The sequence below is a fragment of the Oceanobacillus sp. FSL W7-1293 genome (genome assembly GCF_037969815.1).
GTDB lineage: Bacteria > Bacillota > Bacilli > Bacillales > Amphibacillaceae > Oceanobacillus > Oceanobacillus oncorhynchi.
In genome coordinates this window covers 109,721-135,758 of record NZ_CP150212.1, presented here as the reverse complement: position 1 = coordinate 135,758, position 26,038 = coordinate 109,721, and the positions used below count along the sequence as shown (strand labels likewise).

The following is a 26,038-nucleotide window of genomic DNA, read 5'->3' as shown; positions in this document are numbered from 1 at the left end:
TTTCACCCTCCTTGAGCTCGTTTACATTTCCTGCCGTAATGTCAGTCTTTCAATTCTTTTCTCCTGCTTCCCTTCAATCATTCCCTGAACATAGATTCCCGGCGTATGAACATGATCTGGATCGATAGAACCTGTTTCAACCAGCTGCTCCACCTCTGCGATGGTTACTTTTCCTGCAGCAGCCATCATCGGGTTAAAATTTCTCGCTGTCTTGTTGTAGACTAAATTTCCGGCATCATCTCCGACAGCGGCTCTGATTAAGCTGAAATCTGCCTTTAATGCAGTCTGCAGCAAATATTCTTTTTGATCAAAAATACGTACCTCTCCATTTTCAGCAACAGGGGTTCCGACTCCAGCCGGTGTATAAAACGCAGGAATACCTGCCCCGCCTGCCCGAATCCGTTCTGCCAGCGTACCCTGAGGTGTTAATTCTACCTCTAACTCTCCTGCCAGCACCTGCCGCTCAAATTCTTTATTTTCTCCAACATAGGAACCAATCATTTTATCTATCTGCTTATTTTTTAAAAGTAATCCCAGTCCCCAGTCATCTACGCCACAATTATTTGATATAACTGTAAGGTGTTTAACCCCTGAATCCACCAAAGCCAAAATAAGGTTCTCCGGAATACCGACCAGCCCAAACCCTCCTACCATAATCGTGGACCCATCCTGAATATTTTTTACAGCGTCTTCAAAAGATGTATAAATTGTTTTCATCTGCATCTCACCCCTCCACAGTACAGTAGCAAAAAACATGCCAAAAATAATTAAACAGAAGAATAGAGGATAACCAACGAAATAAGCCGATAAGCAGAAGGCCTGCATTCCAGATTTATGGAATACAGGCCTTCTGCTATTATCTACGTATTTGTAAGCACTTACATGGATAGGGTTTTAATTTTTCCGGATTTACGGAATCTATTCCACGTTTCTGGAATCTATAAGCCATACTTTTTTATTTTCTCATAAAAACTCGACTTGCCGATTCCAAGTAAGTCAGCAGCTTTCATCTTGTCTCCATTCGATTTTTGGATAGCATGTATCACAGCTTGTTCTTCTGCTCTACTCAAAATTTCTTTCAGCCCCATGCCTTCTTCCGTTATATAGATGCTTTGCTGCATATGATCAGGCAGATCTTCTAATTCAATCATTTCCGTATTGGTCAGATGTACTGCAGATTCAATCACATTCTCCAGCTCGCGGACGTTTCCCGGCCAATCATAGTGCATAAAGAAATGCATTACCGCATCACTGAAGCTGACTACTCGTTTCCCTATACGCTGTGTGATTTTCCTCAGCAAAAACTTCGCCGTTACCCGGATATCTTCCGCTCTCTCCTTTAGCGGAGGAATTTTAATGGAAATTACATTGATCCGGTAATAAAGATCCTCCCGAAAACGGTTTTCCTTTATCAGCTCTTCAATTGACTGATTGGTTGCAGAGATAATTCGGACATCGATTTTCTGTGTCTTTTCCGTTCCAACCGCTTCAATCTCTCCTTCTTGCAGGGCACGAAGAATTTTTACCTGTGCCGTTAATGGCATATCTCCGATTTCATCCAGGAAGAGTGTTCCGCCATCAGCCAGTTGAAATTTCCCTCGTTTTCCTTCTTTTTTAGCACCGGTAAATGCGCCGCCTTCATAACCAAATAATTCAGACTCCAGCAAATCTACCGGGATAGCCGCACAGTTCACTTTTATAAATGGCTTGGCACTGCGTTCGCTCAAATGATGGATACTATGTGCAAATAGCTCCTTTCCTGTTCCGCTGCCTCCCTCTAATAATATTGAAGCATCACCAGATGAAACCCTTTTGATCTTTTCCTTAATATCATTTATTTGGACCGAACTGCCGACAATATCATTTAATGAATAAGTCGCCCCTCTTGGATTTCGCAGCTTTTTCTGATAGTTTTCAATTTCTAATAACAACGCCTTCACATGGGAGTTCATTTTCTTCCATTCTTCAGTATCTTTGTACAGCACAGTCCCGACAGCTCCAACTAGGTTTCCTTCAGCAAACAGCGGGATACGATTTGCAATCATATGATTCCCTTTTATATACTGCAGATCTGCAATTTCTTCTGTCCCCGTCTCTGCGACAATATGCATTCTTGTATTTTCAATAACCTCGGTGACATGCTTACCCAGCACATCATCTAATGCTACTTCAATGAAATCACAGTAATTTTTATTTAAATAAGTAATCAATCCCTCTCGGTTGACGACAACAAAGCAAAAATTGGTTTTTTCAAATACAGCTTCGATAATCTCTTCTCTGTACTTATTATTAAAAAGCATCTTCTCTCTCCCATCACAAAACCCCTGATTATATCTCCAATTCGGTAACACGTATTTTCATTAACTGCTCTTTTATCATAACAAATTCATATCTGTTGAAGGAGTTGTTTTTTATATCGTATGGTGGTTACACCTCAGACTTATTCCTTCATTACCTATTGCTACCTAAAGCGCACAATAAATAAAAACTAAAAATAATAATCAATAATAAATGAAATATATTGATATAAAACGAAAACTGTATTACTATTAATTTAATACTCATTCTATTTGTTCTCTTTAAAAGCGCCTTCTGAATGATGTATTTCGTGATCGTTATTTCGTTTTACAGATAAAAATTCTAAAGGAGTTGGCAGTTATGAATCAGTTCATTCAAGAATTTCTGCATGTTACCGAGTCCGCAGCACTTGCAACATATCCTTGGATCGGCACGGGAAATAAAATAGAAGCTGATCAGGCAGCTACAGATTCGATGCGTACCCAGCTAAATAAAATCCATATGGACGGGGAAATCGTTATCGGAGAAGGAGAAATCGATGAAGCGCCTATGCTGTTTATCGGTGAAAAGGTGGGCACCGGACACGGAGAAGGCATCGATTTGGCTGTTGATCCAATTGACGGGACTACTTCTACTTCTAAAGGAAAAAATAATGCAATTGCCGTTATTGCTATTGCAAAGAAAGGTACACTGCTCCATGCTCCTGATATGTATATGGAGAAGATTGTAACTGGTCCTGAAGCAGCCGGTAAAATTAATATTGATTTTCCTCTGGAGAAAAACTTGCGTATCATTGCAGAGGCCAAAGGAAAGAAGCTAAAAGAATTAAAAATAATTACACAGGATAGAGAAAGACACAACCACTGGGTGGAAGAGGCACGTGCTTTAGGTGTTCGAACAGAATTGTTTGAAGAGGGCGATATTATCCCTGCCATTTCAACATGTATACATCGCCAAGGCAACGCTGACTTATTTATTGGCATCGGCGGTGCACCCGAAGGCGTTTTGGCAGCAGTCGGAGTAAAAAGCTTAGGCGGAGAAATGCAGGCAAGGTTGCTTCCGAATACAGATGAGCAGTGGAATCGTTGCGTATCCATGGGAATCGTCCGCCCTAATGAAGCACTTTCTCACCATCAGCTGGTCAATACAGATGAATGCGCTTTTATCGCTACGAGTATAACCAGCAATATGCTTTCACAGGGAATTGAAAATAATCAAGATGTCTTTATTACACATTCTATCGTTTTAAATGGATTAGATAAATGCTTTCGCCATATCGCAACAGAGCACCCTAAAGTTACTGTATAATATAAAAAAGAACCTTCGATAATCAGCTGATAATTTATCGAGGGTTCTTTTTTATTAGGAACAGAAAGACAACGTCGTCACGCTGCCTCCCTGTATGAAAAGCATTTATTATTTTTCGATAGTGGATACAACGCCAGATCCAACTGTACGTCCACCTTCACGGATAGAGAAACGAGTTCCGTCTTCAATCGCGATTGGTGCAATAAGTTCTACTGACATTTCGATGTTATCTCCAGGCATTACCATTTCAGTTCCTTCTGGAAGCGTGATTACTCCAGTTACATCCGTTGTACGGAAGTAGAACTGTGGACGGTAGTTAGAGAAAAATGGAGTATGACGTCCACCTTCATCTTTTGATAATACATAAACTTCTGCTTTGAAGTTTGTATGTGGAGTGATTGAACCAGGCTTAGCTAGTACTTGTCCACGGTTGATATCTTCACGGGAAACACCACGAAGCAGTGCACCAATGTTATCACCAGCTTCAGCATAGTCAAGAAGCTTACGGAACATTTCTACTCCAGTTACAGTAGTTTTAGAAGATTCTTCGTTGATACCGATGATTTCTACTTCGTCTCCAACGCGAACTTCTCCACGCTCAACACGGCCTGTAGCAACAGTACCACGACCAGTGATAGAGAATACGTCCTCAACTGGCATCATGAATGGTTTATCTGTATCACGTTCTGGAGTTGGAACATATTCGTCCACTGCAGCCATTAATTCAACAATTTTTTCTTCATACTCTTCATCGCCTTCAAGTGCTTTAAGAGCAGAACCTGCGATAACTGGTACATCATCACCAGGGAAATCATATTCAGATAATAAATCGCGAACTTCCATTTCTACTAATTCAAGCAGCTCTTCATCGTCTACCATATCTGTTTTGTTAAGGAATACTACGATAGAAGGTACCCCAACGTTACGAGATAATAGGATATGCTCACGAGTTTGTGGCATTGGGCCATCAGCAGCAGATACTACAAGGATAGCTCCGTCCATTTGTGCAGCACCAGTAATCATGTTTTTAACATAGTCAGCGTGACCTGGGCAGTCAACGTGTGCATAGTGACGAGTTTCTGTTTCGTACTCTACGTGAGAAGTTGCGATTGTAATTCCGCGTTCTTTCTCTTCTGGAGCACCATCAATTTGGTCATAAGCCATTGCAGTGCCATCACCATTTCTTTTTGCCATTACTGTAGTGATTGCAGCAGTTAAAGTTGTTTTACCATGGTCAACGTGACCAATTGTTCCAATGTTTACGTGACTTTTCGAGCGGTCGAATTTTTCTTTAGCCATTTATAGTTCCTCCTTTAAATATATAGCAATTTTTTATGTGCCAGGAAATCGTTAAAAATTTCCCAGCCTTTATTAAATGTTATACGTCAGATTGAAGAAAAAATCAATTATTGACCTGCATTTTTCTTGATAATTTCTTCTGTAATGCTTTTAGGTGTTTCTTCATAATGGTCAAAGTGCATGGTGTACACTCCGCGACCTTGTGTGTTTGAACGTAATGCAGTTGCATAACCAAACATTTCAGCAAGCGGTACGAACGCTTTAACTACCTGGGCAGTTCCGCGTGCTTCCATACCTTCTACACGTCCACGACGAGATGTTACATCACCCATGATGTCTCCCATATATTCTTCTGGGACAACAATTTCTACTCTCATCATTGGTTCAAGCAGAACTGGGTTACATTTGTTTTTAGCAGCTTTAAGTGCCATAGAAGCAGCTACTTTAAACGCCATTTCGTTGGAATCGACATCATGATAGCTTCCATCATATAATGTAGCTTTTACGTCGATTAATGGATATCCGGCAAGGACACCATTATCCATGGATTCTTCGATACCTTGTTGAACAGCCGGGATGTATTCACGAGGAACAACACCACCAACGATATTGTTAACAAATTCAAATCCAGCGCCTTCTTCGTTTGGCTCAAATTTAACCCAAACGTGACCGAACTGTCCGCGTCCACCAGACTGACGTACGAATTTACCTTCTACTTCAGCAGCAGCACGGAATGTTTCTCTGTAAGAAACTTGTGGAGCACCAACTTGTGCACCAACTTTAAATTCACGTTTTAAACGATCAACAATGATATCTAAGTGAAGCTCACCCATACCAGAGATGATTGTTTGCCCAGTTTCAGGGTTTGTTTCTGTACGGAAAGTTGGATCCTCTTCTGCAAGTTTAGCAAGAGCAATTGCCATTTTATCTTGGTCTGCTTTTGTTTCTGGTTCAATCGCAACCGAGATAACCGGCTCAGGGAATTCCATAGACTCAAGAATAACAAGATCCTTTTCGTCGCATAGTGTATCACCTGTTGAAGTATCCTTCAAGCCTACCGCTGCAGCAATTTCGCCAGCATATGCAACCGAAATCTCTTCACGGGAGTTTGCGTGCATTTGCAGGATACGTCCAATACGCTCACGCTTATCTTTTACAGAGTTCTTCACGTAAGAACCTGATTTAAGTGTACCAGAGTACACACGGAAGAATGTTAATCTACCAACATAAGGGTCTGTCATTACTTTAAATGCCAATGCAGAGAATGGACCCTCATCAGAAGATTGACGAGTTACTTTTTCTTCTGTTCCCGGAACAATACCTTCAATTGGAGGTACGTCTGTTGGAGCAGGAAGATAATCGATAACCGCGTCCAGCATTAACTGAACACCTTTGTTTTTAAATGCAGAACCGCAAAGTACCGGATAAAAATCAACATTCAACGTAGCTTGACGAATTGCATTTACAAGCTCCTCTTCAGAGATTTCTTCTCCTTCAAGATACTTCATCATAAGCTCTTCATCTGTTTCGGCTACGCCTTCAATCAAGTTAGCACGCAGCTCTTCCGCTTGGTCTTTCAATTCATCAGGAATTTCAGTTGTTTCTGATTTCTGCCCTAAATCATCTAAATAGATGTGAGCTTCCATCTTAATCAAGTCGATAATTCCGTTAAATTCATCTTCAGCACCAATTGGCATTTGAATTGGATGTGCGTTTGCACCAAGGCGTTCTTTTAATGTATTCGTTGAATACAAGAAGTCAGCGCCTGTTTTATCCATTTTGTTAATAAAAACAATACGAGGAACACCGTATGTTGTCGCTTGACGCCATACTGTCTCCGTTTGTGGTTCTACACCTGATTGTGCATCAAGTACAGTTACCGCACCATCAAGTACACGAAGGGAACGCTCAACTTCAACAGTGAAGTCCACGTGTCCAGGTGTATCGATAATGTTTATACGATGGTCATTCCAAGCAGCAGTTGTTGCAGCGGAAGTAATCGTGATTCCACGCTCCTGCTCTTGTTCCATCCAGTCCATTTGTGAAGCACCCTCGTGGGTTTCACCAATTTTATGAATACGTCCTGTATAGAAAAGAATACGCTCAGTAGTTGTTGTTTTTCCCGCATCAATGTGCGCCATAATACCGATATTACGTGTCTTTTCCAAGGAGAACTCTCTAGCCATGTATTCTTCTCCTTCCTATAAAAAGCTTTTGTTAGATTTATATTACCAACGGTAGTGAGCGAATGCTTTGTTCGCTTCTGCCATTTTATGCATATCTTCTCTTCTCTTAACAGCAGCTCCTGTGTTATTAGAAGCATCAAGAATTTCATTAGCAAGACGTTCTTCCATTGTTTTTTCTCCGCGCAGACGGGAATAGTTAACAATATAACGTAATCCTAAAGCTTGACGACGTTCTGGACGAACCTCCACTGGTACTTGATAGTTTGAACCACCAACACGGCGGGCGCGTACTTCAAGTACTGGCATAACATTTTTCATTGCCTGCTCAAAAACTTCCATTGCGTTTTGGCCGCTTCTTTCAGCAACTAATTCAAACGCATTATAAAGGATTTTTTGTGCTTTACCACGCTTACCATCAATCATAATTTGATTAATGAGACGTGTAACTAATTTTGAGTTATAAAGCGGATCTGGTAATACATCACGCTTTGGTACTGGACCTTTACGAGGCATTGTACATCCTCCTTTCCTTCATATGAGTAATTTTATTTATTTTTTCTGTTTCGGTTTTTTCGTTCCGTATTTTGAACGACCTTGCATACGGCCTTCTACTCCAGCAGTATCAAGTGCACCACGTACGATGTGATAACGTACCCCAGGCAAGTCTTTTACACGACCGCCGCGGATAAGAACAACACTGTGCTCCTGCAGATTGTGACCAATTCCAGGAATGTATGCAGTTACCTCCATATTGTTAGACAAACGTACACGCGCATATTTACGAAGTGCAGAGTTTGGTTTCTTAGGAGTCAGTGTACCTACACGAGTACATACACCACGCTTTTGCGGAGCGTTCTCATCAGTCATTTTCTTTTTAAAGCTGTTATAACCTTTATTAAGTGCTGGTGAGTCAGATTTCTTTGACTTTGACACACGGCCTTTACGCACTAACTGATTAATTGTTGGCATTGCATTTTCCTCCTCTCAATTTCAATTTAGTAATCAAATAACAACCTTTTGTAATACCACACATCCAGGTGGTTCATTTTTAGTGATAAAAAAATCTCTCACAAATCAATGCGAAAAATGATTTACCTTATACTCAGATTGTTTTTTGTTATTATAATTTAGCATAAACCGAAGTTCCGATTAGGCTCTGCTCTGAAAATTACTTTTGCAAGCATAATCAGAAGCACCTTGAATATAGTACCACCCTCAATATTGTTTGTCAATATATTCATGGTATTTTTTTAGACTGCTTTCAAAAATAGCGCACTTATTTATTATCAGGAGGGAGAGGCCCCCTCCTGATTGCATATTATACTCTTTGAGTGCTTTCTTCGTCTGCGACTTCTTCATCTGATTCCGGCGCATCAAGCTCTGCTTCTAACGTACGGTATTGAGGCATCCCTGTACCAGCTGGAACAAGTTTACCAATGATAACATTCTCTTTTAAGCCGAGAAGTTCATCGCGTTTTCCTTTAATAGCAGCATCTGTCAAGACACGAGTCGTTTCTTGGAAGGATGCAGCTGATAAGAAGGAATCTGTTTCAAGCGATGCTTTGGTAATACCAAGTAATACCGGGCGTCCTGTTGCAGGCTCTGTACCTTCTTTAAATACCTTGTGATTTGCATCTCGGAATTGGTGCAGTTCAAGCAGGGAACCTGGCAATACTTCTGTATCTCCAGAGGATACAACACGGATTTTACGAAGCATCTGGCGAACCATTACCTCCACGTGTTTGTCTCCAATTTCTACCCCTTGCATACGATATACACGCTGTACTTCCTTCAGCAAGTAGTCTTGAACACCTTCTACACCTTTCACTCGAAGAAGTTCTTTTGGATCAACGGAACCTTCTGTAAGCTCTTGACCGGCTTCCACTTGATCTCCTTCTTGAACTTTCATACGGGCGTTGTAAGGAACGGCATAGCTGCGCTGTTCTACATTCCCTTGGATAACAATTTCTTGTTTATCCTTCACTTCCTTCATTTCCAGAACGGTACCGGCAACTTCTGTAATGACTGCCTGCCCTTTTGGATTACGGGCTTCAAACAACTCTTGTATACGCGGTAAACCTTGTGTAATATCGTCTCCGGCAACCCCGCCTGTATGGAAGGTACGCATTGTCAGCTGTGTACCCGGCTCACCGATAGATTGAGCTGCGATAATTCCAACCGCTTCCCCAACCTCTACGTCGGAGCCTGTAGCTAAGTTACGGCCATAACATTTCTGACATACGCCATGTTTTGTGTTACAAGTGAAGGCAGTACGAATAATGACTTCCTCGATACCGGCTTCCACAATAGCTTTTGCCTGGTCTTCGTGAATAAGTTCATTTTTCTCGACAATGACTTCTCCTGTTTCCGGATGTGCCACATTCTCGAATGCCGTTCTGCCAATCAAACGATCTAGAAGCGGTTCAATCACTTCTGAGCCGTCTACGAGTGCAGCAACCTTCAAGCCGCGATCCGTTCCGCAATCTTCCTCACGAATGATAACATCCTGTGCCACATCTACAAGACGGCGGGTCAAGTAACCTGAATCGGCTGTTTTCAGTGCTGTATCGGCAAGACCTTTACGAGCCCCGTGCGTGGAAATAAAGTATTCCATTACTGTTAGTCCTTCACGGAAACTTGATTTGATTGGGATTTCAATGATTTTACCAGATGGGTCAGCCATCAATCCACGCATACCAGCAAGCTGGGTGAAGTTTGATGCGTTACCACGGGCACCGGAATCACTCATCATATAAATTGGATTTCGGTTGCTCAATGAGCCCATCAAGCGATCCTGAATAACATCTTTCGCTTCTGACCAGATGGCAATAACACGGTCATAACGCTCTTCTTCTGTAATCAGACCACGACGGAATTGTTTTAACACTTTATCTACTTTCGATTGTGCTTCATCTAAGATACCCTGTTTTTCAGCAAGTACAACGATATCTGAGATACCAACTGTCATACCGGCTTTTGTAGAGTAGCTGAAGCCTAAATCTTTCATACGGTCAAGCATTTTAGAGGTTTCCGTGATTTTGAATCGCTTGAATACCTCAGCAATAATATCACCTAAGAAGCCTTTCTTAAATGGCTTAACCTCTTCACGGTTTTTAATTTCCTCTTTAATGTCTGTACCAGGATCAATAAAATAATTTTCTGGTGTTTTTTCTTCTAAATTCCCTTTTGTAGGTTCATTCATGTAAGGGAAAGAATCCGGAAGAATTTCATTAAAGATCAGCTTACCAACTGTTGTTAACAATAGCTGGCTATTTTGTTTTTCTGTAAATGTTTTATTGTTTAAGCTGGATGCTTGCACTGCAATGCGTGTATGCAGGTGAGCATACCCAGTTTGATAAGCAATTAATGCTTCGTTTGTATCTTTGAAGTAAGAACCTTCTCCAACAGCACCTTCACGCTCTAAGGTAAGGTAGTAGTTTCCAAGTACCATATCCTGTGATGGTGTAACAACTGGTTTCCCGTCTTTCGGGTTAAGAATGTTTTGTGCTGCCAGCATTAAAATTCTTGCTTCTGCCTGAGCCTCTGCTCCAAGCGGAACGTGTACTGCCATTTGGTCTCCATCAAAGTCAGCGTTATATGCGGTACATACAAGCGGATGCAGACGGATGGCACGGCCATCGACCAATGTAGGTTCGAATGCCTGAATACCTAATCTGTGAAGCGTTGGTGCACGGTTAAGCAGTACCGGGTGTTCTTTAATAACGTCCTCCAGAACATCCCATACATCAGGGTGCACTCTTTCAATTTTTCGCTTCGCTGATTTAATGTTATGCGCAAGACCTCTGGATACGAGCTCTTTCATAATGAATGGTTTGAACAGTTCTAATGCCATCTCTCTTGGCAGACCACACTGGTACATTTTCAAATGCGGTCCAACAACGATAACGGAACGACCGGAATAGTCAACACGTTTACCTAACAGGTTTTGACGGAAGCGCCCCTGCTTCCCTTTCAGCATATGAGAAAGAGATTTCAACGGACGGTTACCTGGTCCTGTTACCGGACGGCCGCGACGGCCATTATCGATCAAGGCATCTACAGCTTCCTGAAGCATCCGTTTTTCGTTCTGAACGATAATGCTTGGAGCACCTAAATCGAGCAGACGTTTTAAACGGTTATTACGGTTGATTACACGACGGTAAAGGTCATTTAAATCTGAAGTAGCGAAACGTCCGCCGTCTAATTGAACCATTGGACGAATTTCTGGAGGGATAACCGGAAGAACATCTAAAATCATCCAGCTTGCTTCGTTTCCAGAATTACGGAATGCTTCCATTACTTCCAAGCGTTTGATTGCACGAGTACGACGCTGACCATGAGCTGATTTCAACTCTTCACGCAGTGCATCCACTTCTTTTTCTAAATCAAGATCTTGCAATAATTTGCGAATAGCTTCTGCTCCCATTTGAGCTTTGAAGTTATTGCCATATTTATCATAATAAGAGCGGAACTCTTTTTCAGACAGCAATTGCTTTTTCTCAAGCGGCGTGCTTCCCGGATCTGTTACGATATATGCAGCAAAATAGATAACTTCCTCTAATGCACGGGGAGACATATCCAATACTAATCCCATACGGCTTGGGATACCTTTGAAGTACCAAATGTGTGATACCGGTGCAGCAAGTTCAATATGTCCCATACGTTCGCGGCGCACTTTCGCTTTGGTCACTTCTACGCCACAGCGGTCACAGACAACACCTTTGTAACGAACGCGTTTATATTTACCACAGTGACATTCCCAATCCTTCTGCGGGCCAAAGATACGCTCACAGAATAAACCGTCTTTTTCTGGTTTTAACGTACGATAGTTAATTGTTTCTGGTTTTTTCACTTCACCGTAAGACCAAGAACGAATCTTTTCTGGTGAAGCAAGCCCTATTTTCATGTACTCAAAATTATTTACATCCAACAAGGGGCAATCCTCCCTTTTACAAGTTAAGAAAGTTTGAGAAAACCTGGCTTATCGTCATGTCTCGGCGAAAGTCGGGGATTTTCTTAAATCAGGTTTCGTTTTTATAGAAAGCGCAGAATGGTTCTAAGGAAAAGGAACTCCTACGTAACCCGCATCTGCGGGCAACGTAGAAGTCACCCTGACACGTGAGAAGTGAACCATTACTGCACAAATTTTTATTGATTAAGCGGTTCTTCCACTTCAATGTTAAGCTTCGTGGATGTTTGGCCTTCCTCATCTTCCAGTTCACGCATATCAATCTCATCTTCGTTACTGGAAAGCATCTTCACGTCCATACCAAGACTTTGAAGTTCTTTGATGAGTACTTTAAATGACTCAGGAACACCCGGCTCTGGCGCATTATCCCCTTTTACGATTGCTTCATAGGTCTTCACACGTCCAACGGTATCATCTGATTTAACCGTTAAGATTTCTTGAAGTGTGTATGCAGCACCGTAAGCTTCCAATGCCCAAACCTCCATCTCACCAAAACGCTGTCCGCCGAATTGTGCTTTACCGCCAAGCGGCTGCTGCGTTACGAGAGAGTAAGGTCCAGTTGAACGAGCGTGCAGCTTATCATCAACCATGTGTGCAAGTTTAATCATATACATGACACCTACAGATATGCGGTTGTCAAAAGCTTCTCCTGTACGGCCATCATAAAGAACGGTTTTCGCATCTCTCGGCATGCCGGCTTCTTCAAGTGTTTCCCAAACATCTTCTTCTGTGGCTCCATCGAATACCGGACTTGCTACATGCAATCCGAGCTGTCTCGCAGCCATTCCTAAATGCAGCTCAAACACCTGTCCGATATTCATACGTGATGGTACCCCTAATGGGTTCAACATAATGTCAATTGGTGTACCGTCCGGCAAGAATGGCATATCCTCTTCCGGTAAGATTTTGGAGATAACCCCTTTATTACCGTGACGCCCTGCCATCTTATCGCCTTCATGAATTTTACGTTTTTGAACAATATATACACGAACTAGCTGATTCACACCTGGTGGTAACTCATCGCCATCTTCACGATTAAAGATTTTCACATCTAAGACGATGCCGTCGCCGCCATGAGGAACGCGCAGGGAAGTATCTCTTACTTCACGCGCCTTCTCACCGAAAATCGCATGTAATAAGCGTTCTTCTGCGGAAAGCTCTGTCATTCCTTTTGGTGTTACTTTTCCTACAAGAATATCACTGTCTGTTACTTCTGCACCGACACGGATAATTCCTTGTTCATCAAGGTTTTTAAGCGCATCTTCCCCAACGTTAGGAATATCTCTTGTGATTTCTTCAGGCCCCAGCTTCGTATCGCGGGATTCTGATTCAAATTCTTCAATGTGAATAGAAGTATATACATCATCTTTTACAAGACGTTCGCTCATAATGATAGCATCCTCGTAGTTATAACCTTCCCAAGTCATAAAACCTACAAGAACGTTTTGACCTAATGCTAATTCACCGTCTTCCATAGAAGGACCATCTGCAAGAACTTCTCCTTTTGTCACACGTTCTCCTTCTGCAACAATCGGGCGCTGGTTATAGCAAGTTCCCTGGTTAGAACGTTTGTATTTCTGTAAACCATAACGATCTAAATCGCCTTCTACTTCTTTTCCATCTACTTCTGAAATGCGGCGCACCATAACGGTTTTGGCTTCCACACGCTCGACAATTCCATCATGACGGCAGATAACAGCAGCACCAGAGTCTTTCCCGTTGACATATTCCATACCAGTTCCAACAATTGGCGCCTTTGGATTCATCAAAGGAACAGCCTGACGTTGCATGTTTGCTCCCATTAGTGCACGGTTGGAGTCATCATTTTCCAAGAATGGAATACATGCAGTCGCTGCGGATACAACCTGTTTTGGTGATACGTCCATATAATCAATTCGATCGCGTGACACAATAATGTTATCTTCACGGAAACGAGCGATAACTTCATCATTCACAAAGAAGTTATCATCATCTAATTGTGAGTTAGCCTGTGCAACAATATAATTATCTTGTTCATCCGCTGTCAGATAATCAATCGTATCTGTTACTTTCCCAGTTTCAGGGTCAACACGACGATATGGTGATTCAATAAAACCAAACTTATTCACTCGCGCATAACTGGACAGCGAGTTAATAAGACCGATATTCGGCCCCTCTGGCGTCTCAATCGGACACATACGGCCATAGTGAGAATAGTGAACGTCACGTACTTCGAATCCGGCACGCTCACGTGTCAAACCACCTGGTCCAAGTGCTGACAGACGACGCTTATGCGTTAATTCGCCCAACGGATTGGTCTGGTCCATAAACTGTGATAGCTGTGAGCTTCCAAAGAATTCTTTAATGGATGCAATAACCGGACGAATATTGATCAATTGCTGTGGTGTTACGCTGGAAGTGTCCTGGATAGACATTCTTTCACGAACAACACGCTCCATACGGGATAATCCGATACGGAATTGATTTTGAAGTAATTCGCCGACCGAACGCAGACGGCGGTTCCCCAAGTGATCAATATCATCTGTGTCCCCTACTTGATGAAGCAGATTAAAGAAATAACTGATAGAAGCTAAAATATCAGCTGGTGTGATATTTTTAATTTCTTTTGTTACTTCCCCATTTCCGATAACAGTTAGTTCACGTTCTCCGTTCGGATCGGTTGGATCAAGAATTTTCACAGATTGTACTGTGATTTCTTCTTCCAGCACACCGTCATGCGGAGTGATTGCTTTGTCTCCGAAACGATCTTCTTCGCGCTCAAGATATGGAAGAATCTTATCTAATAATTTTCTTTCCAAACGGTCGCCTTTATTCGCAATGACTTCTCCAGTTTCAGAATCAACAACAGGCTCTGCAAGCACTTGGTTGAATAAACGATTCTTGATATGGAGTTTTTTATTCATTTTATAACGTCCCACATGCGCTAAATCATAACGTTTCGGGTCAAAGAAGCGAGATACTAATAGACTCTTCGCATTATCTACTGTCGGCGGTTCGCCAGGGCGAAGTCGCTCGTAGATTTCTAAAAGAGCTTTCTCTGCATTCTCTGTGTTATCTTTTTCTAACGTATTTCGTAAATATTCGTTTTCGCCTAACAAATCAACAATCTCTTGATCTGTACCAAATCCTAAAGCTCTTAACAGAACAGTAATTGGTAATTTACGAGTACGATCAATACGGACATAGGCAACATCTTTTGCATCTGTTTCAAACTCTAACCATGCTCCACGGTTTGGAATAACTGTTGTTGCAATGCCGCGTTTCCCATTTTTATCAATTTTTTCGTTGTAATAAACACTCGGTGAACGCACAAGCTGTGATACAATAACACGCTCTGCGCCATTGATAATAAATGTTCCTGTGTCTGTCATTAATGGGAAATCACCCATAAATACTTCTTGTTCCTTTACTTCTCCGGTTTCATTATTGATTAAACGAACCTTCACGCGAAGGGGAGCATTGTATGTCACGTCTCTTTCTTTTGCTTCGTCTACAGGATATTTCGGATCACCCAAACTATAATCCACAAACTCAAGTGATAGATTTCCTGTAAAGTCTTCAATCGGAGAGATATCCTGGAACATCTCCCTTAAACCTTCTTCTAAGAACCATTCATAAGAAGCGGTTTGAATTTCGATTAGGTTAGGTAATTCTAACACTTCATTAATACGTGCATAGCTCCTGCGTTGGCGGTGCCGTCCATACTGAACTAGTTGACCTGTCAACTGCTTCACCCCTTAAATCATCCATTTTAGTAGTTGTTTCTACAAAATGTAACTCATATTTAAAAGAACGTCTGAATAAATCATCTGTTCTTTAAAAAATAAAACTATAAACTCATTATCCTATCATTCGCATCCTTTATCACTTTCCCTCTCTATGGCTTATTTTTCATAAAGATAAAACTTTCTTTTCGCTCATTGAAAAATATAGCCTTTCCAAGGATGTTGTGATTTTAGATTGTGCAGATGAAAGAATTTTGATAAACTATAGAAAAGCGATTTGTCGAACCTTTGTTTTTCCCGATTCTACAAGCCTTTCCCATTTATAAAGATTTTATACGTCCAGCCTGGAAAAATGCGCTAGGCAAACGTACCCTAATCTTAGCATCTTCCAATCTTAGCATATCCCCATTTATTAGTCAAACTTTTTCGCTCGCAATATAAAATAACCTTTTTTCTTTACCACTACTTCTACATTACCAAAAATCTCTTCCAGTTTATCTTTCGCAGATGGCGCTCCCTGCTTTTTCTGAATAACCGCCCATAAATCTCCTTGATTGGATAAATGACCCCAGGCTTCTTCAAAAATAGCATGCACCACTTTCTTTCCAGCACGTATCGGCGGGTTTGTCACAATGGAAGCAAATCTTTTTTCATGTAATTGCTGATATAAATCACTTTGAAGAATCGTTGTATTGGAGATTTTATTGATTTCTGCATTTTTTCGGGCCAATTCCACAGCACGTTCATTCACATCAACCATAAAAATCTCTCTGTTTGAAAAGTCGGAGGCTAAGGATAAGCCGATTGGCCCGTATCCGCATCCCACATCTAATATTGGTCCATCAACCTCGGGCTCCTGAAAAGATTCAATAAGCACCCTTGATCCAAAATCCACTTCATTTTTTGAAAAGACGCCAACATCACTCGTAAATTGAAACGTCTTCCCCCGCAGGTCAAAAGACCAGCTTTGCGGCAGCGATTTTGCTTGAGGCTGTTTAGAATAATAATGCTCCATCATATGGATCCGCACCCACTTTATATGAATTAAGAAAAATACCTGGGCCGCGATCGTACACTTCCTAATCATAGGGCGATGTTCGTTACAGCCAAAACCACTAACTTACATCTAGTACAAGCAACCCAAATGTTTTCTGATTTAAAAAAAGGCCACCTGTTCAACTAAAAAACATTCTCGTATATAAACTTGAACTTTTTCTAGTGACAAAAGTGACCTTTATGGTTTCGTGATAAAAGAGCCCGCCTAAAATACGACGAGCTCTTTTTCTTATATTTGCTAAATTATTTAACTTCTACAGAAGCACCAGCTTCTTCAAGTTTACCTTTAATTTCTTCAGCTTCTTCTTTAGATGCTCCTTCTTTAATTGCTTTAGGAGCGTTATCTACTAAGTCTTTCGCATCTTTCAAGCCAAGTCCAGTGATTTCACGAACTGCTTTAACAACTTTGATCTTAGATGCACCAGCATCGTTAAGAACAACGTCAAATTCTGTTTTTTCTTCTTCAGCAGCACCGCCGCCAGCAGCACCTGCTGCAGCAACTGGAGCAGCAGCTGTTACGCCGAACTCTTCTTCGATTGCTTTTACTAAATCGTTTAATTCAAGTACAGTCATTTCTTTAATTGCACTGATCATTTCTTCGTTTGTCATGATTAAAATCCTCCTAATAATAAGTTTGTTTTTATTTGTAAGCAAGCATATGGTTTTATCATAAATTTACTCTTAAGCTAGAGATATAGCTGTCCAGCTCCGAGCGCCAAACTTTAGAGATTTCACGTCGCACCCTACGATAAAGCAGACTTACTGATTGGCAAGCCGACAGGCGAAGGCAGAAGTAAAGTCGCACTTATGCCCTGCGGGTGAAAGTCATCATCGGTTCGTTACCTCACCGTGATTCCTTTATCTCAGGTACGCCGCTCCAATCTCTACGTTTTTAAACGGGCGCTCTGCACTTTTCGTTATTAAACCGGTTGGTGTATTATGCACCTTGTTCTTCTTTTTGCTCTGCAACAGCTTTTGTAGCATAAGCAAAGTTGCGGATTGGAGCTTGAAGTACGCTAAGCAGCATAGATACCATACCTTCGTAGTTTGGCAGGTCTGCAAGCTCTTTGATTTGTTCAAGTGAAGCAACGCTTCCTTCAATAACACCGCCTTTAATTTCTAAGGCATCATGGTCTTTACTGAAGTTATTCAAGATTCTCGCTGGAGCTACTACATCTTCACTGAATGCAATGGCATTCGGTCCAGTTAAGACTTCACTAAGCTCATTCAGTTCTACAGATTCTACCGCACGGCGAACCATCGTATTTTTATATACTTTGAATTCAACACCTGCTTCACGAAGTTCTTTACGAAGTGCAGTAACCTCTGAAACGTCAAGACCGCGATAGTCAACTACTACTGCAGATTGGCTATTGCGAAACTTATCTGCGATTTCCTCTACTAATTGTTTCTTCTGTTCAATAATCCCTGACATCTTTCCACCTCCTAATAACAGTCCCTATTATTACACCGTTCGAACGTGCTTTTCTATTAAAAAAGCTCCCATGCAGACATGAGAGCTTACTTAGATTGGCAAAACGGTTTGCCTTTCTATAAATAAACACCTCGGCAGGCTGATTAAGCTCTCAAGAGCCCCTGCTGTCTACGGTATAACATTCGATTTTATTAAACCGAAAATTAGTATATCGAACGTTGGCTTAAAAGTCAACTACTAATTAACGGAAGTTTGAAACGTCAACTTTGATTCCTGGTCCCATTGTAGATGCAATAGAAGCATTTTTAAGGTAAGTTCCTTTAGAAGACTGAGGTTTCACTTTCACAAGCTGATCTGCAAGCGCAGCAAAGTTTTCTACTAATTTCTCGTCACCGAAAGAAATTTTTCCGATTGGAACATGGATATTAGCAGATTTATCAACGCGATATTCTACTTTACCAGCTTTAATGTCTTGAACAGCTTTTTCTACTTCAAAAGTTACTGTTCCTGTTTTAGGGTTTGGCATTAAACCTTTTGGTCCTAAAACACGGCCTAATTTACCTACTTGAGCCATCATATCCGGAGTAGCAACAATCACATCAAAATCGAACCATCCTTGGTTGATTTTATTAATATAATCTTCTTCTCCAACATAATCTGCACCAGCAGCTTCTGCTTCTTTCGCTTTCTCACCTTTAGCAAATACAAGAACGCGTTGTGTTTTACCAGTACCATGCGGTAAAACCATTGCTCCGCGGATTTGTTGATCTGCTTTTTTAGGATCTACACCAAGACGAAAAGCAGCTTCTACTGATTCATCAAAGTTTGCTTTTGCAGTCTTTTTTGCAAGCTCTACAGCTTCTTTTATTTCATATGCTTTTGTACGATCAATCTGCTTTAAAGCTTCTTGATGTTTTTTACCATATTTAGCCATATTAATTATATCCTCCTCTTTTGTGGTTATAACGGTTGTACCTCCCACGAGACAAGAGAATTACTCTTGTCCAGCACGCGAATCATCTATCGATTTATTCTTCTCCCGAATAAGGCTGCGGATGAAAACAGCCGCAACCTTTTAACTACAAAACGTTTGTCTACGGAATACTGAATCAGTCTTCGATGGTGATTCCCATACTGCGCGCAGTACCTTCAACCATGCGCATTGCCGCATCAACATCAGCTGCATTTAAATCCGGCATTTTTGTTTCAGCGATTTCTTTTACCTGGTCGCGTTTTACAGTAGCGACTTTGGTTTTGTTAGGTTCACCTGAACCAGACTCGATTCCAGCTGCTTTTTTAAGTAGCACTGCTGCCGGCGGAGTCTTTGTAACAAATGTAAATGAACGATCCTCGAATACAGTGATTTCTACAGGGATAATTAAACCTGCTTGTTCTTGTGTTCGAGCGTTAAATTCTTTACAGAATCCCATAATGTTAACACCTGCTTGACCTAGAGCCGGCCCAACCGGTGGTGCTGGATTTGCTTTTCCCGCAGGAATTTGCAATTTTACTAATTTGATTACTTTTTTAGCCACGAGACACACCTCCTTAAAGTCCGTGATGTGGTAATAGGGTCTCTTATTTTATTTACCCTCCCACTCATTTCCTGTTCCCCTTTTAATTGAGAACAAGAATAACAAAAGAATCTTAGCATGAATTTGTGAAAAAAGCAAGCCTTGATTCTTGAAAATACCTTACTCCGCAGAACTTGTCTATGCTGCTGTCATATTCCTGCTGGTTTGAAAAACTTATGAAAGCTTGTCTACTTGGGAGAAATCCAGTTCAACTGGTGTCTCTCTTCCAAACATATTCACATGTACTTTCAGTTTTTGCTTATCTGTATCAATTTGTTCAATCGTTCCTGTGAAATCTGCAAATGGACCGTCTGTGACACGAACACTTTCTTTAATCTCAAAGTCAACTTGAACAGTTGGTTCGCTGACACCCATTCTTTTCAGCACAACGTCTACTTCATCCGGCAATATCGGTGTCGGCTTTGCGCCGTGTCCGCTGGAGCCTACAAATCCGGTAACGCCAGGAGTGTTTCGTACCACGTACCACGAGTCGTCTGTCATCACCATTTCTGTTAAAACATAGCCCGGGAAAGATTTTTTCTTTACCATTTTTTTCTTGCCGTCTTTAATTTCTGCTTCTTCATCTTCCGGAACAATTACACGGAATATTTTATCTTCCATACCCATGGACTCTACTCTTTTTTCAAGGTTCATTTTCACTTTGTTCTCATAGCCGGAATACGTGTGAACCACATACCAATTCTTTTCCATTTATATCGGACAATAGCTGTCCTGTCCCCTCCTCTTCATGAATAAACGATAGCTTTTTTATCCAATTTAAAAAACCCGCATAAATCGGGTTTTCACTGACTTTTTCTTCTTTTCATTATACCTGCATTATAAAGGAATTATTCAAAAAATGCACCTAAAAATTCTGATATACCTAAATCAACAACGAAAAAGAATATTGCCATAAAGATAACTGTAGAAATTACCACAAAGGTATAGTTTCTTAGTTCTTTCCCTTTTGGCCAGCTTACTTTCTTCATTTCATTGGAAACATTTTTTAAGAACTTAAACATTTTATCTCTTTCCCCCCGAACTTACGCGAATCTATCCATCAATCTATATCTACTTGGTCTCACGGTGCAGCGTATGTGTTTGGCAATGTTTACAGAACTTGTTCACTTCTAATCTCTGCGATTGATTGGCTGCGTTTTTGTTCGTTGAATAGTTCCTGCTAGAACATACTGCACATGATAAGACAATCTTTTTACTCATAACTTCCACCCCCATACATAGGGACATAGACTATATTAACATAGCACTTCGCTATCATTATGTCAATGTTATGACTCGTTTCAAAAGCATGACATTCTCTTCCGTTTCTATACAGGATGAGATAAAATGTTTGTTTAAAAGCATTTACTACGCTGCTGGCGCTGCACTTTATTATAAAATAAACATTTTATTTTGTTAGATGTAAAGGGTTGTGATCCGATTATTTCACATATATATTTCTTTCATTTACTCTCTAAAATCTACAGGCAGATAACAGCTTTTTAAATGGTAACCCCATCCTCTTCAAGCAGGATTTCTAATTTTCGTTTTACCCGTACTAAAGCGTTATCAATTGATTTTACATGGCGATTTAATTGTTCGGCAATTTCTTGATAGGTACAACCGTCCAAATATAGCTGCAGCACCTGTTTTTCCAATCCGCTCAATAATTCTGATAATTTAAACTCCATTGCTCCATACGCTTCCCGATTAATAAGCGTCTCCTCCGGGTCGCTGTCCTCTGGACTGGATATGACATCCATCAATGTCCGGTCGGATTCTTCCTCATAGATTGGCTTATCTAAAGAAACATACGAATTTAAGGGGAGATGTTTTTGCCTTGTTGCTGTTTTAATCGCCGTAATAATTTGTCTGGTCACGCATAATTCTGCAAATGCTTTAAAAGAAGTTGGCTGCTCCAGATCAAAGTCGCGGATAGCCTTATATAATCCAATCATTCCCTCTTGAATAATATCTTCTTTGTCTGCGCCGACCAAAAAGTAGGTTCTTGCTTTTAACCGTACAAAATTTAAATACCGATGTATCAGGAGGTCCAATGCATAACTGTCACCTTGATCGATTAATCCCAGCAAATTAATATCTTCTAGCTTGTCCAGTTTCTTGCTGCGTGTATTGATTTGCCCACCATTCACCAACAATCCCCTCCTAAATCGATATCTCCAAATATATCCACGATAGGCACTATTATACTAGACGAGCCGAAATATCGTCAACGACCCTTTTATGACAGAAGCAGTCGTAATTTGTCGTTTTCGTGAAAATCACTAAGACTTTTCGCCTAATGGATGAGTGTCTAAAAAAACGTGAACTGCTTACCTGCCATGCTCTCAAGCTGTATTTTTATTTCCTATCTAAAAATATTTTTCGTCAAAACCGTGTTTGTGCGGAGCGACATGGACAGGAACACTTCTCATGAACTGGCTGAGAGGCATTCCAGTCTATTATACTTTCCATGTATTACTCTATCTCCCGCGGCGCATCTCTTCAAACCGTTTTCGTAACTCTTGGTTTATTGGAATTTTAACAGCAGGCTTTTCTTTTTGGTGCACCTCAAGATTTATACGGATTTCCTGGTTCATATCATCCATCTCAATCTGCAGTTCTCTGGCAGACTTACGCAGCGCACCCTGCCCGAAAATAGTACGCTGCTCTGCATAATCGGACGTTGCAACATACACCTGCGTTTGGATATTTTTTACGGTTTTCACGAGTTTCTCGATACATTCATCTGCAGTTTCTTTTTCCTTTGTGTAGATTACTTCCACTTTATGTTTTTCTTCTTTCGATTCAATTCCCCGAACATAGTAAGCATCAAAGACGACAATCACGCGATCTCCGGTAAATGCCTGATACTCTGCAAGGAGTTCAATAAGCCGGTCTCTTGCCTGTCCAATATCTTTTTCCTTCAGCTGCTCAAGCTCCGGCCACGCACCGATGATATTATAGCCATCTACAATTAATACAACCATTTAAGCACTCCCCAGCGGCAGTCGCTTTCTGAGCACTTCATAAAGAAGTAAACTGCATGCAACAGAGGCATTTAGGGAGGATACTTGTCCAACCATCGGCAGGCTCACCGTCCAGTCACATTTCTTTCGCACGAGGCGGCTCATTCCTTTTCCTTCATTTCCAATAACTAATCCGAGAGGCAGCGTTCCATCCAGCTGCCGGTAATCTTCATCCGCATCCGCTTCCGTCCCAATAATCCATACATTTCTTTCCTTAAGCTCATCAATGGTATTCGCTATATTGGTCACTCTGGCTACAGGAATATGCTCTAACGCTCCTGCTGCTGTTTTCGCTACCGTTGCGGTTAAACCCACGGAACGATGCTTCGGGATAATTACTCCATGTGCCCCTGTTGCATCGGCTGTACGTAAAATAGATCCCAGATTATGCGGGTCCTCTAATTCATCCAGCAAAATAAAGAAAGGAGCCTCCTCTCTTTCCTCCGCTTTGGCAAAAAGGTCTTCCAGTGATGCATAGGGATAAGAGGCAACGGAAGCAATCACTCCCTGATGATTCCCCTCCTGCATTTTATCCAGCTTCGACCTCGGAGCCTTTTGAACCACTGCTCCTGCTTCGCGGGCAAGCTGCTGTATTTTATGCGCAGCCGCTCCCTGCAATTGTTCGGATATCCAAACCTTATTAACAGAACGGCCAGATTTCAATGCTTCGATTACGGGGTTCTTCCCCATAATCCATTCCTTTTCCTGCGTCATTTTAAGCACTCCCTTCTTCTAAAAAATCCATTGCTTGCGTCATCAATTCCTGCAGTCTCTGTTCATTTTTTAATAAATAGTGATAGCCAATCAATGCTTCAAACGCTGTACTATACCGATACGTCTGTACATTAATATTTTTAGGAATACTGCCTGATTTTGCATTTCTTCCCCGGATGACCACTCTGCTCTCTTCTTCCGTTAAAAAGGCTTCCTGTTCCAGCCAATGGAGGATAACCTTTGCCTGTGACTTACCGGATACATAACGAATCGCTGCCTGATGTAGTTGATTTGGTTTAATGGTCCCCCGCTCTAATAATTGTTCGCGCACATACACCTCATAAATCGCATCGCCGATATAGGCTAAAGCGAGACTTTTCATTTGCCTGACGTCACTGGCTTTCATTATTTACCTCTTTTCCATCTTACTCCTTGTGGCGTATCCTCTAAGATAATCTGTTCCTGTTTCAATTGATCGCGTATTTCATCCGCACGGGCAAAATCACGATTTTTCCGGGCCTCATTTCGTTCTGCAATCAATGCTTCAATCGTTTCATCCAGTAATTCTTCCTGTTCATTTTCAATGTCAATTCCCAACACTCCAAGCATCGAAGCAAGGGCTTCACGGAAAGCATCAATGACTTCTTTAGCCGTTTGCTCCTCTTGGACATAGACATTCGCCTCTTTAGATAAATCAAATAGAATGGAAATTGCATTGGCTGTATTAAAGTCATCGTCCATCTCTGCTTCAAACCGTTTTGTACGCTCTTCAATACGGTCTACCCACTCCTTGTTATCTCCTCTTAAATCCATGCTTGTTTGGCGTCGATGCCCTAAATTATGATAAGCTGTTTCAATGCGTTCCAAACTTGTTTTTGCGCTTTGTAATAGCTCTTCTGTAAAGTTAATCGGATTGCGGTAGTGAACAGAAAGCATAAAGAAACGCAGCACTTTCGGGTCATGCATATTGATTAAATCACGTGCCAGCACAAAATTACCAAGTGACTTCGACATTTTTTCATTATCGATATTAATATAGCCGTTATGCATCCAATAGTTAGCAAAGGTAGTATCATTATGTGCTTCCGATTGTGCAATCTCATTCTCATGATGCGGAAAAGTTAAGTCCTGTCCCCCGGCATGAATATCAATGGTATCTCCTAAATGTTTCTTAGCCATTGCTGAGCATTCAATATGCCAGCCTGGACGTCCTTTGCCCCATGGCGCTTCCCACGCAATTTCTCCCTCTTTTGCTTCTTTCCATAAAGCAAAATCCAGCGGATCCTCTTTTTTCTCTCCGACTTGGATTCGTGCACCAGAACGTAATTCGTCAATAGACTGATGAGAAAGCTTTCCATACCCTTTAAAGGAACGCGGTTTGAAATAAACATCTCCTTCTGCTTCATAAGCATAGCCCTTGTCTATCAATTCTTTGATAAACGCTATAATTTCCTGCATCGAATCCATGACACGCGGATTTTTCGTTGCTTTTTTGACGCCTAATGCGCCCACGTCTTCTAAATACGCATCGATAAACCGGTCAGCCAATGCACCGACTTCCTCTTCTGCTTCCTTGGCTGCTTTAATAATTTTATCATCTACATCTGTAAAGTTGAGGACATAGTTGACCTCATATCCCCGATATTCAAAATACCTGCGAACCGTGTCGAATACAATTGCCGGACGTGCATTTCCGATATGGATATAGTTATATACCGTCGGACCGCATACGTACATAGACACTTTCCCAGACTCAATGGGTTTGAAATCTTCCTTCTGTCTCGTTAGCGTATTATATATTTGAATCGTCATGGTTGTTTATTCTCCCTTTCTTTAAAAGCTCCATTTCTGCTTTCAGTTCCTCGATTTGATCTTGCAGGCTTTTGCATTTTTCTGCAACTGGATCTGGAATATTTTGATGATCCAGATCTCTGTTCAGACGTATTCCATCTTGAACAACAACCTGCCCAGGAACACCGACGACCGTAGCGTTAGCAGGAACATTCTTTAATACCACTGAGCCTCCCCCGATTTTCGAGTTTTCTCCAATCGTAATGGCTCCAAGTACCTTTGCCCCTGTTGAAACCATCGCATTGTCTTCAATGGTAGGATGCCGTTTCCCTTGTTCTTTTCCCGTTCCGCCGAGTGTTACTCCTTGGAAAATAGTGACGTTATCACCTATTTCACAGGTCTCCCCGATAACCACGCCCATGCCATGGTCAATAAACAATCTTCTTCCTATTTTGGCTCCAGGATGAATTTCAATACCAGTTATAAAACGAGAGAATTGCGAAATAAAACGAGCCAAGAACTTCAGATTTTTGTTATACAGCCAATGTGCGATGCGATGCGCCCAAATCGCATGTACACCAGAGTAAGTTAACATAACTTCAAAATACGTGCGGGCGGCTGGATCCTGTTCAAAAACAACATCCATATCCTCCT

The 26,038-nt window shown here is 41.3% G+C and carries 23 protein-coding genes and 1 other annotated feature; of the genes, 1 reads left to right on the top strand and 22 read right to left on the bottom strand.

Features of this window, described 5'->3' with window-relative positions; genetic code table 11:
- Window positions 1–21: 21 nt before the first annotated feature.
- Window positions 22–717, bottom strand: coding sequence for a CoA transferase subunit A (locus tag MKY65_RS00665; RefSeq protein ID WP_339185065.1), 696 nt, complete (start codon window positions 715–717; stop codon window positions 22–24).
- Between the two features lie 221 nt (window positions 718–938).
- The gene (locus tag MKY65_RS00660) at window positions 939–2,300 is read right to left on the bottom strand and encodes a sigma 54-interacting transcriptional regulator (RefSeq protein WP_339181404.1); all 1,362 of its coding nucleotides are present in this window, start codon (window positions 2,298–2,300) and stop codon (window positions 939–941) included.
- Window positions 2,301–2,658: 358 nt separating this feature from the next.
- Here MKY65_RS00660 and glpX point away from each other — a divergent pair, with 358 nt between their 5' ends.
- Complete coding sequence (glpX, locus tag MKY65_RS00655) at window positions 2,659–3,606, top strand: class II fructose-bisphosphatase (RefSeq protein ID WP_339181401.1); 948 nt, start codon at window positions 2,659–2,661, stop codon at window positions 3,604–3,606.
- A gap of 108 nt (window positions 3,607–3,714) precedes the next feature.
- Here glpX and tuf read toward each other — a convergent pair whose 3' ends face one another.
- From tuf to cysE, 20 genes are all read right to left on the bottom strand, one after another.
- Window positions 3,715–4,905: an elongation factor Tu gene (gene tuf, locus MKY65_RS00650; protein WP_042530767.1), complete on the bottom strand. Its 1,191-nt coding sequence runs from the start codon at window positions 4,903–4,905 to the stop codon at window positions 3,715–3,717.
- A 107-nt stretch (window positions 4,906–5,012) separates the two neighbouring features.
- Complete coding sequence (gene fusA, locus MKY65_RS00645; protein ID WP_339181397.1) at window positions 5,013–7,091, bottom strand: elongation factor G; 2,079 nt, start codon at window positions 7,089–7,091, stop codon at window positions 5,013–5,015.
- Window positions 7,092–7,133: 42 nt separating this feature from the next.
- Window positions 7,134–7,604 carry a 30S ribosomal protein S7 gene (rpsG, locus tag MKY65_RS00640; protein WP_040985105.1) on the bottom strand — a complete coding sequence of 157 codons (471 nt, stop codon included), beginning with the start codon at window positions 7,602–7,604 and terminating at the stop codon, window positions 7,134–7,136.
- Between the two features lie 36 nt (window positions 7,605–7,640).
- Window positions 7,641–8,060, bottom strand: coding sequence for a 30S ribosomal protein S12 (gene rpsL, locus MKY65_RS00635; RefSeq protein WP_042530761.1), 420 nt, complete (start codon window positions 8,058–8,060; stop codon window positions 7,641–7,643).
- Between the two features lie 349 nt (window positions 8,061–8,409).
- Window positions 8,410–12,024 (bottom strand): DNA-directed RNA polymerase subunit beta', encoded by a 3,615-nt coding sequence (gene rpoC / locus MKY65_RS00630; RefSeq protein ID WP_042530759.1) that lies wholly within the window; start codon window positions 12,022–12,024, stop codon window positions 8,410–8,412.
- A gap of 215 nt (window positions 12,025–12,239) precedes the next feature.
- The gene (gene rpoB, locus MKY65_RS00625) at window positions 12,240–15,785 is read right to left on the bottom strand and encodes a DNA-directed RNA polymerase subunit beta (protein ID WP_339181393.1); all 3,546 of its coding nucleotides are present in this window, start codon (window positions 15,783–15,785) and stop codon (window positions 12,240–12,242) included.
- 412 nt (window positions 15,786–16,197) lie between these two features.
- A complete protein-coding gene (locus tag MKY65_RS00620; RefSeq protein ID WP_339181391.1) occupies window positions 16,198–16,803 on the bottom strand; it encodes a class I SAM-dependent methyltransferase in 606 nt (201 codons plus the stop codon).
- 281 nt (window positions 16,804–17,084) lie between these two features.
- Complete coding sequence (gene rplL / locus MKY65_RS00615; RefSeq protein ID WP_042530753.1) at window positions 17,085–17,450, bottom strand: 50S ribosomal protein L7/L12; 366 nt, start codon at window positions 17,448–17,450, stop codon at window positions 17,085–17,087.
- A 328-nt stretch (window positions 17,451–17,778) separates the two neighbouring features.
- Window positions 17,779–18,276: a 50S ribosomal protein L10 gene (gene rplJ, locus MKY65_RS00610; RefSeq protein WP_339181389.1), complete on the bottom strand. Its 498-nt coding sequence runs from the start codon at window positions 18,274–18,276 to the stop codon at window positions 17,779–17,781.
- 49 nt (window positions 18,277–18,325) lie between these two features.
- Window positions 18,326–18,468, bottom strand: a sequence feature (ribosomal protein L10 leader region).
- Between the two features lie 49 nt (window positions 18,469–18,517).
- Window positions 18,518–19,210, bottom strand: a complete 693-nt coding sequence (gene rplA / locus MKY65_RS00605; protein WP_339181387.1) for a 50S ribosomal protein L1 — start codon at window positions 19,208–19,210, stop codon at window positions 18,518–18,520.
- Window positions 19,211–19,385: 175 nt separating this feature from the next.
- Window positions 19,386–19,811 carry a 50S ribosomal protein L11 gene (rplK, locus tag MKY65_RS00600; protein ID WP_042530747.1) on the bottom strand — a complete coding sequence of 142 codons (426 nt, stop codon included), beginning with the start codon at window positions 19,809–19,811 and terminating at the stop codon, window positions 19,386–19,388.
- Between the two features lie 213 nt (window positions 19,812–20,024).
- A complete protein-coding gene (nusG, locus tag MKY65_RS00595) occupies window positions 20,025–20,561 on the bottom strand; it encodes a transcription termination/antitermination protein NusG (protein ID WP_042530745.1) in 537 nt (178 codons plus the stop codon).
- 137 nt (window positions 20,562–20,698) lie between these two features.
- On the bottom strand, window positions 20,699–20,872 hold the full coding sequence (gene secE / locus MKY65_RS00590) for a preprotein translocase subunit SecE (protein ID WP_339181382.1): 174 nt from the start codon (window positions 20,870–20,872) through the stop codon (window positions 20,699–20,701).
- A 49-nt stretch (window positions 20,873–20,921) separates the two neighbouring features.
- On the bottom strand, window positions 20,922–21,086 hold the full coding sequence (gene rpmG, locus MKY65_RS00585; protein ID WP_339181380.1) for a 50S ribosomal protein L33: 165 nt from the start codon (window positions 21,084–21,086) through the stop codon (window positions 20,922–20,924).
- A 266-nt stretch (window positions 21,087–21,352) separates the two neighbouring features.
- A complete protein-coding gene (sigH, locus tag MKY65_RS00580) occupies window positions 21,353–22,006 on the bottom strand; it encodes an RNA polymerase sporulation sigma factor SigH (RefSeq protein WP_339181378.1) in 654 nt (217 codons plus the stop codon).
- Between the two features lie 327 nt (window positions 22,007–22,333).
- Entirely contained in the window at window positions 22,334–22,840 is a 507-nt protein-coding gene (locus tag MKY65_RS00575) for an NYN domain-containing protein (protein ID WP_339181376.1), read from the bottom strand.
- Window positions 22,841–23,593, bottom strand: coding sequence for a 23S rRNA (guanosine(2251)-2'-O)-methyltransferase RlmB (gene rlmB / locus MKY65_RS00570; protein WP_339181374.1), 753 nt, complete (start codon window positions 23,591–23,593; stop codon window positions 22,841–22,843).
- 1 nt (window position 23,594) lies between these two features.
- Window positions 23,595–23,999 carry a Mini-ribonuclease 3 gene (locus MKY65_RS00565; protein WP_339181372.1) on the bottom strand — a complete coding sequence of 135 codons (405 nt, stop codon included), beginning with the start codon at window positions 23,997–23,999 and terminating at the stop codon, window positions 23,595–23,597.
- Window positions 23,999–25,405 (bottom strand): cysteine--tRNA ligase, encoded by a 1,407-nt coding sequence (cysS, locus tag MKY65_RS00560; RefSeq protein ID WP_339181369.1) that lies wholly within the window; start codon window positions 25,403–25,405, stop codon window positions 23,999–24,001. The genes MKY65_RS00565 and cysS overlap by 1 nt, the downstream gene beginning before the upstream one ends.
- Window positions 25,386–26,030: a serine O-acetyltransferase gene (gene cysE, locus MKY65_RS00555; protein ID WP_339181366.1), complete on the bottom strand. Its 645-nt coding sequence runs from the start codon at window positions 26,028–26,030 to the stop codon at window positions 25,386–25,388. The genes cysS and cysE overlap by 20 nt, the downstream gene beginning before the upstream one ends.
- Between the last annotated feature and the right edge of the window lie 8 nt (window positions 26,031–26,038).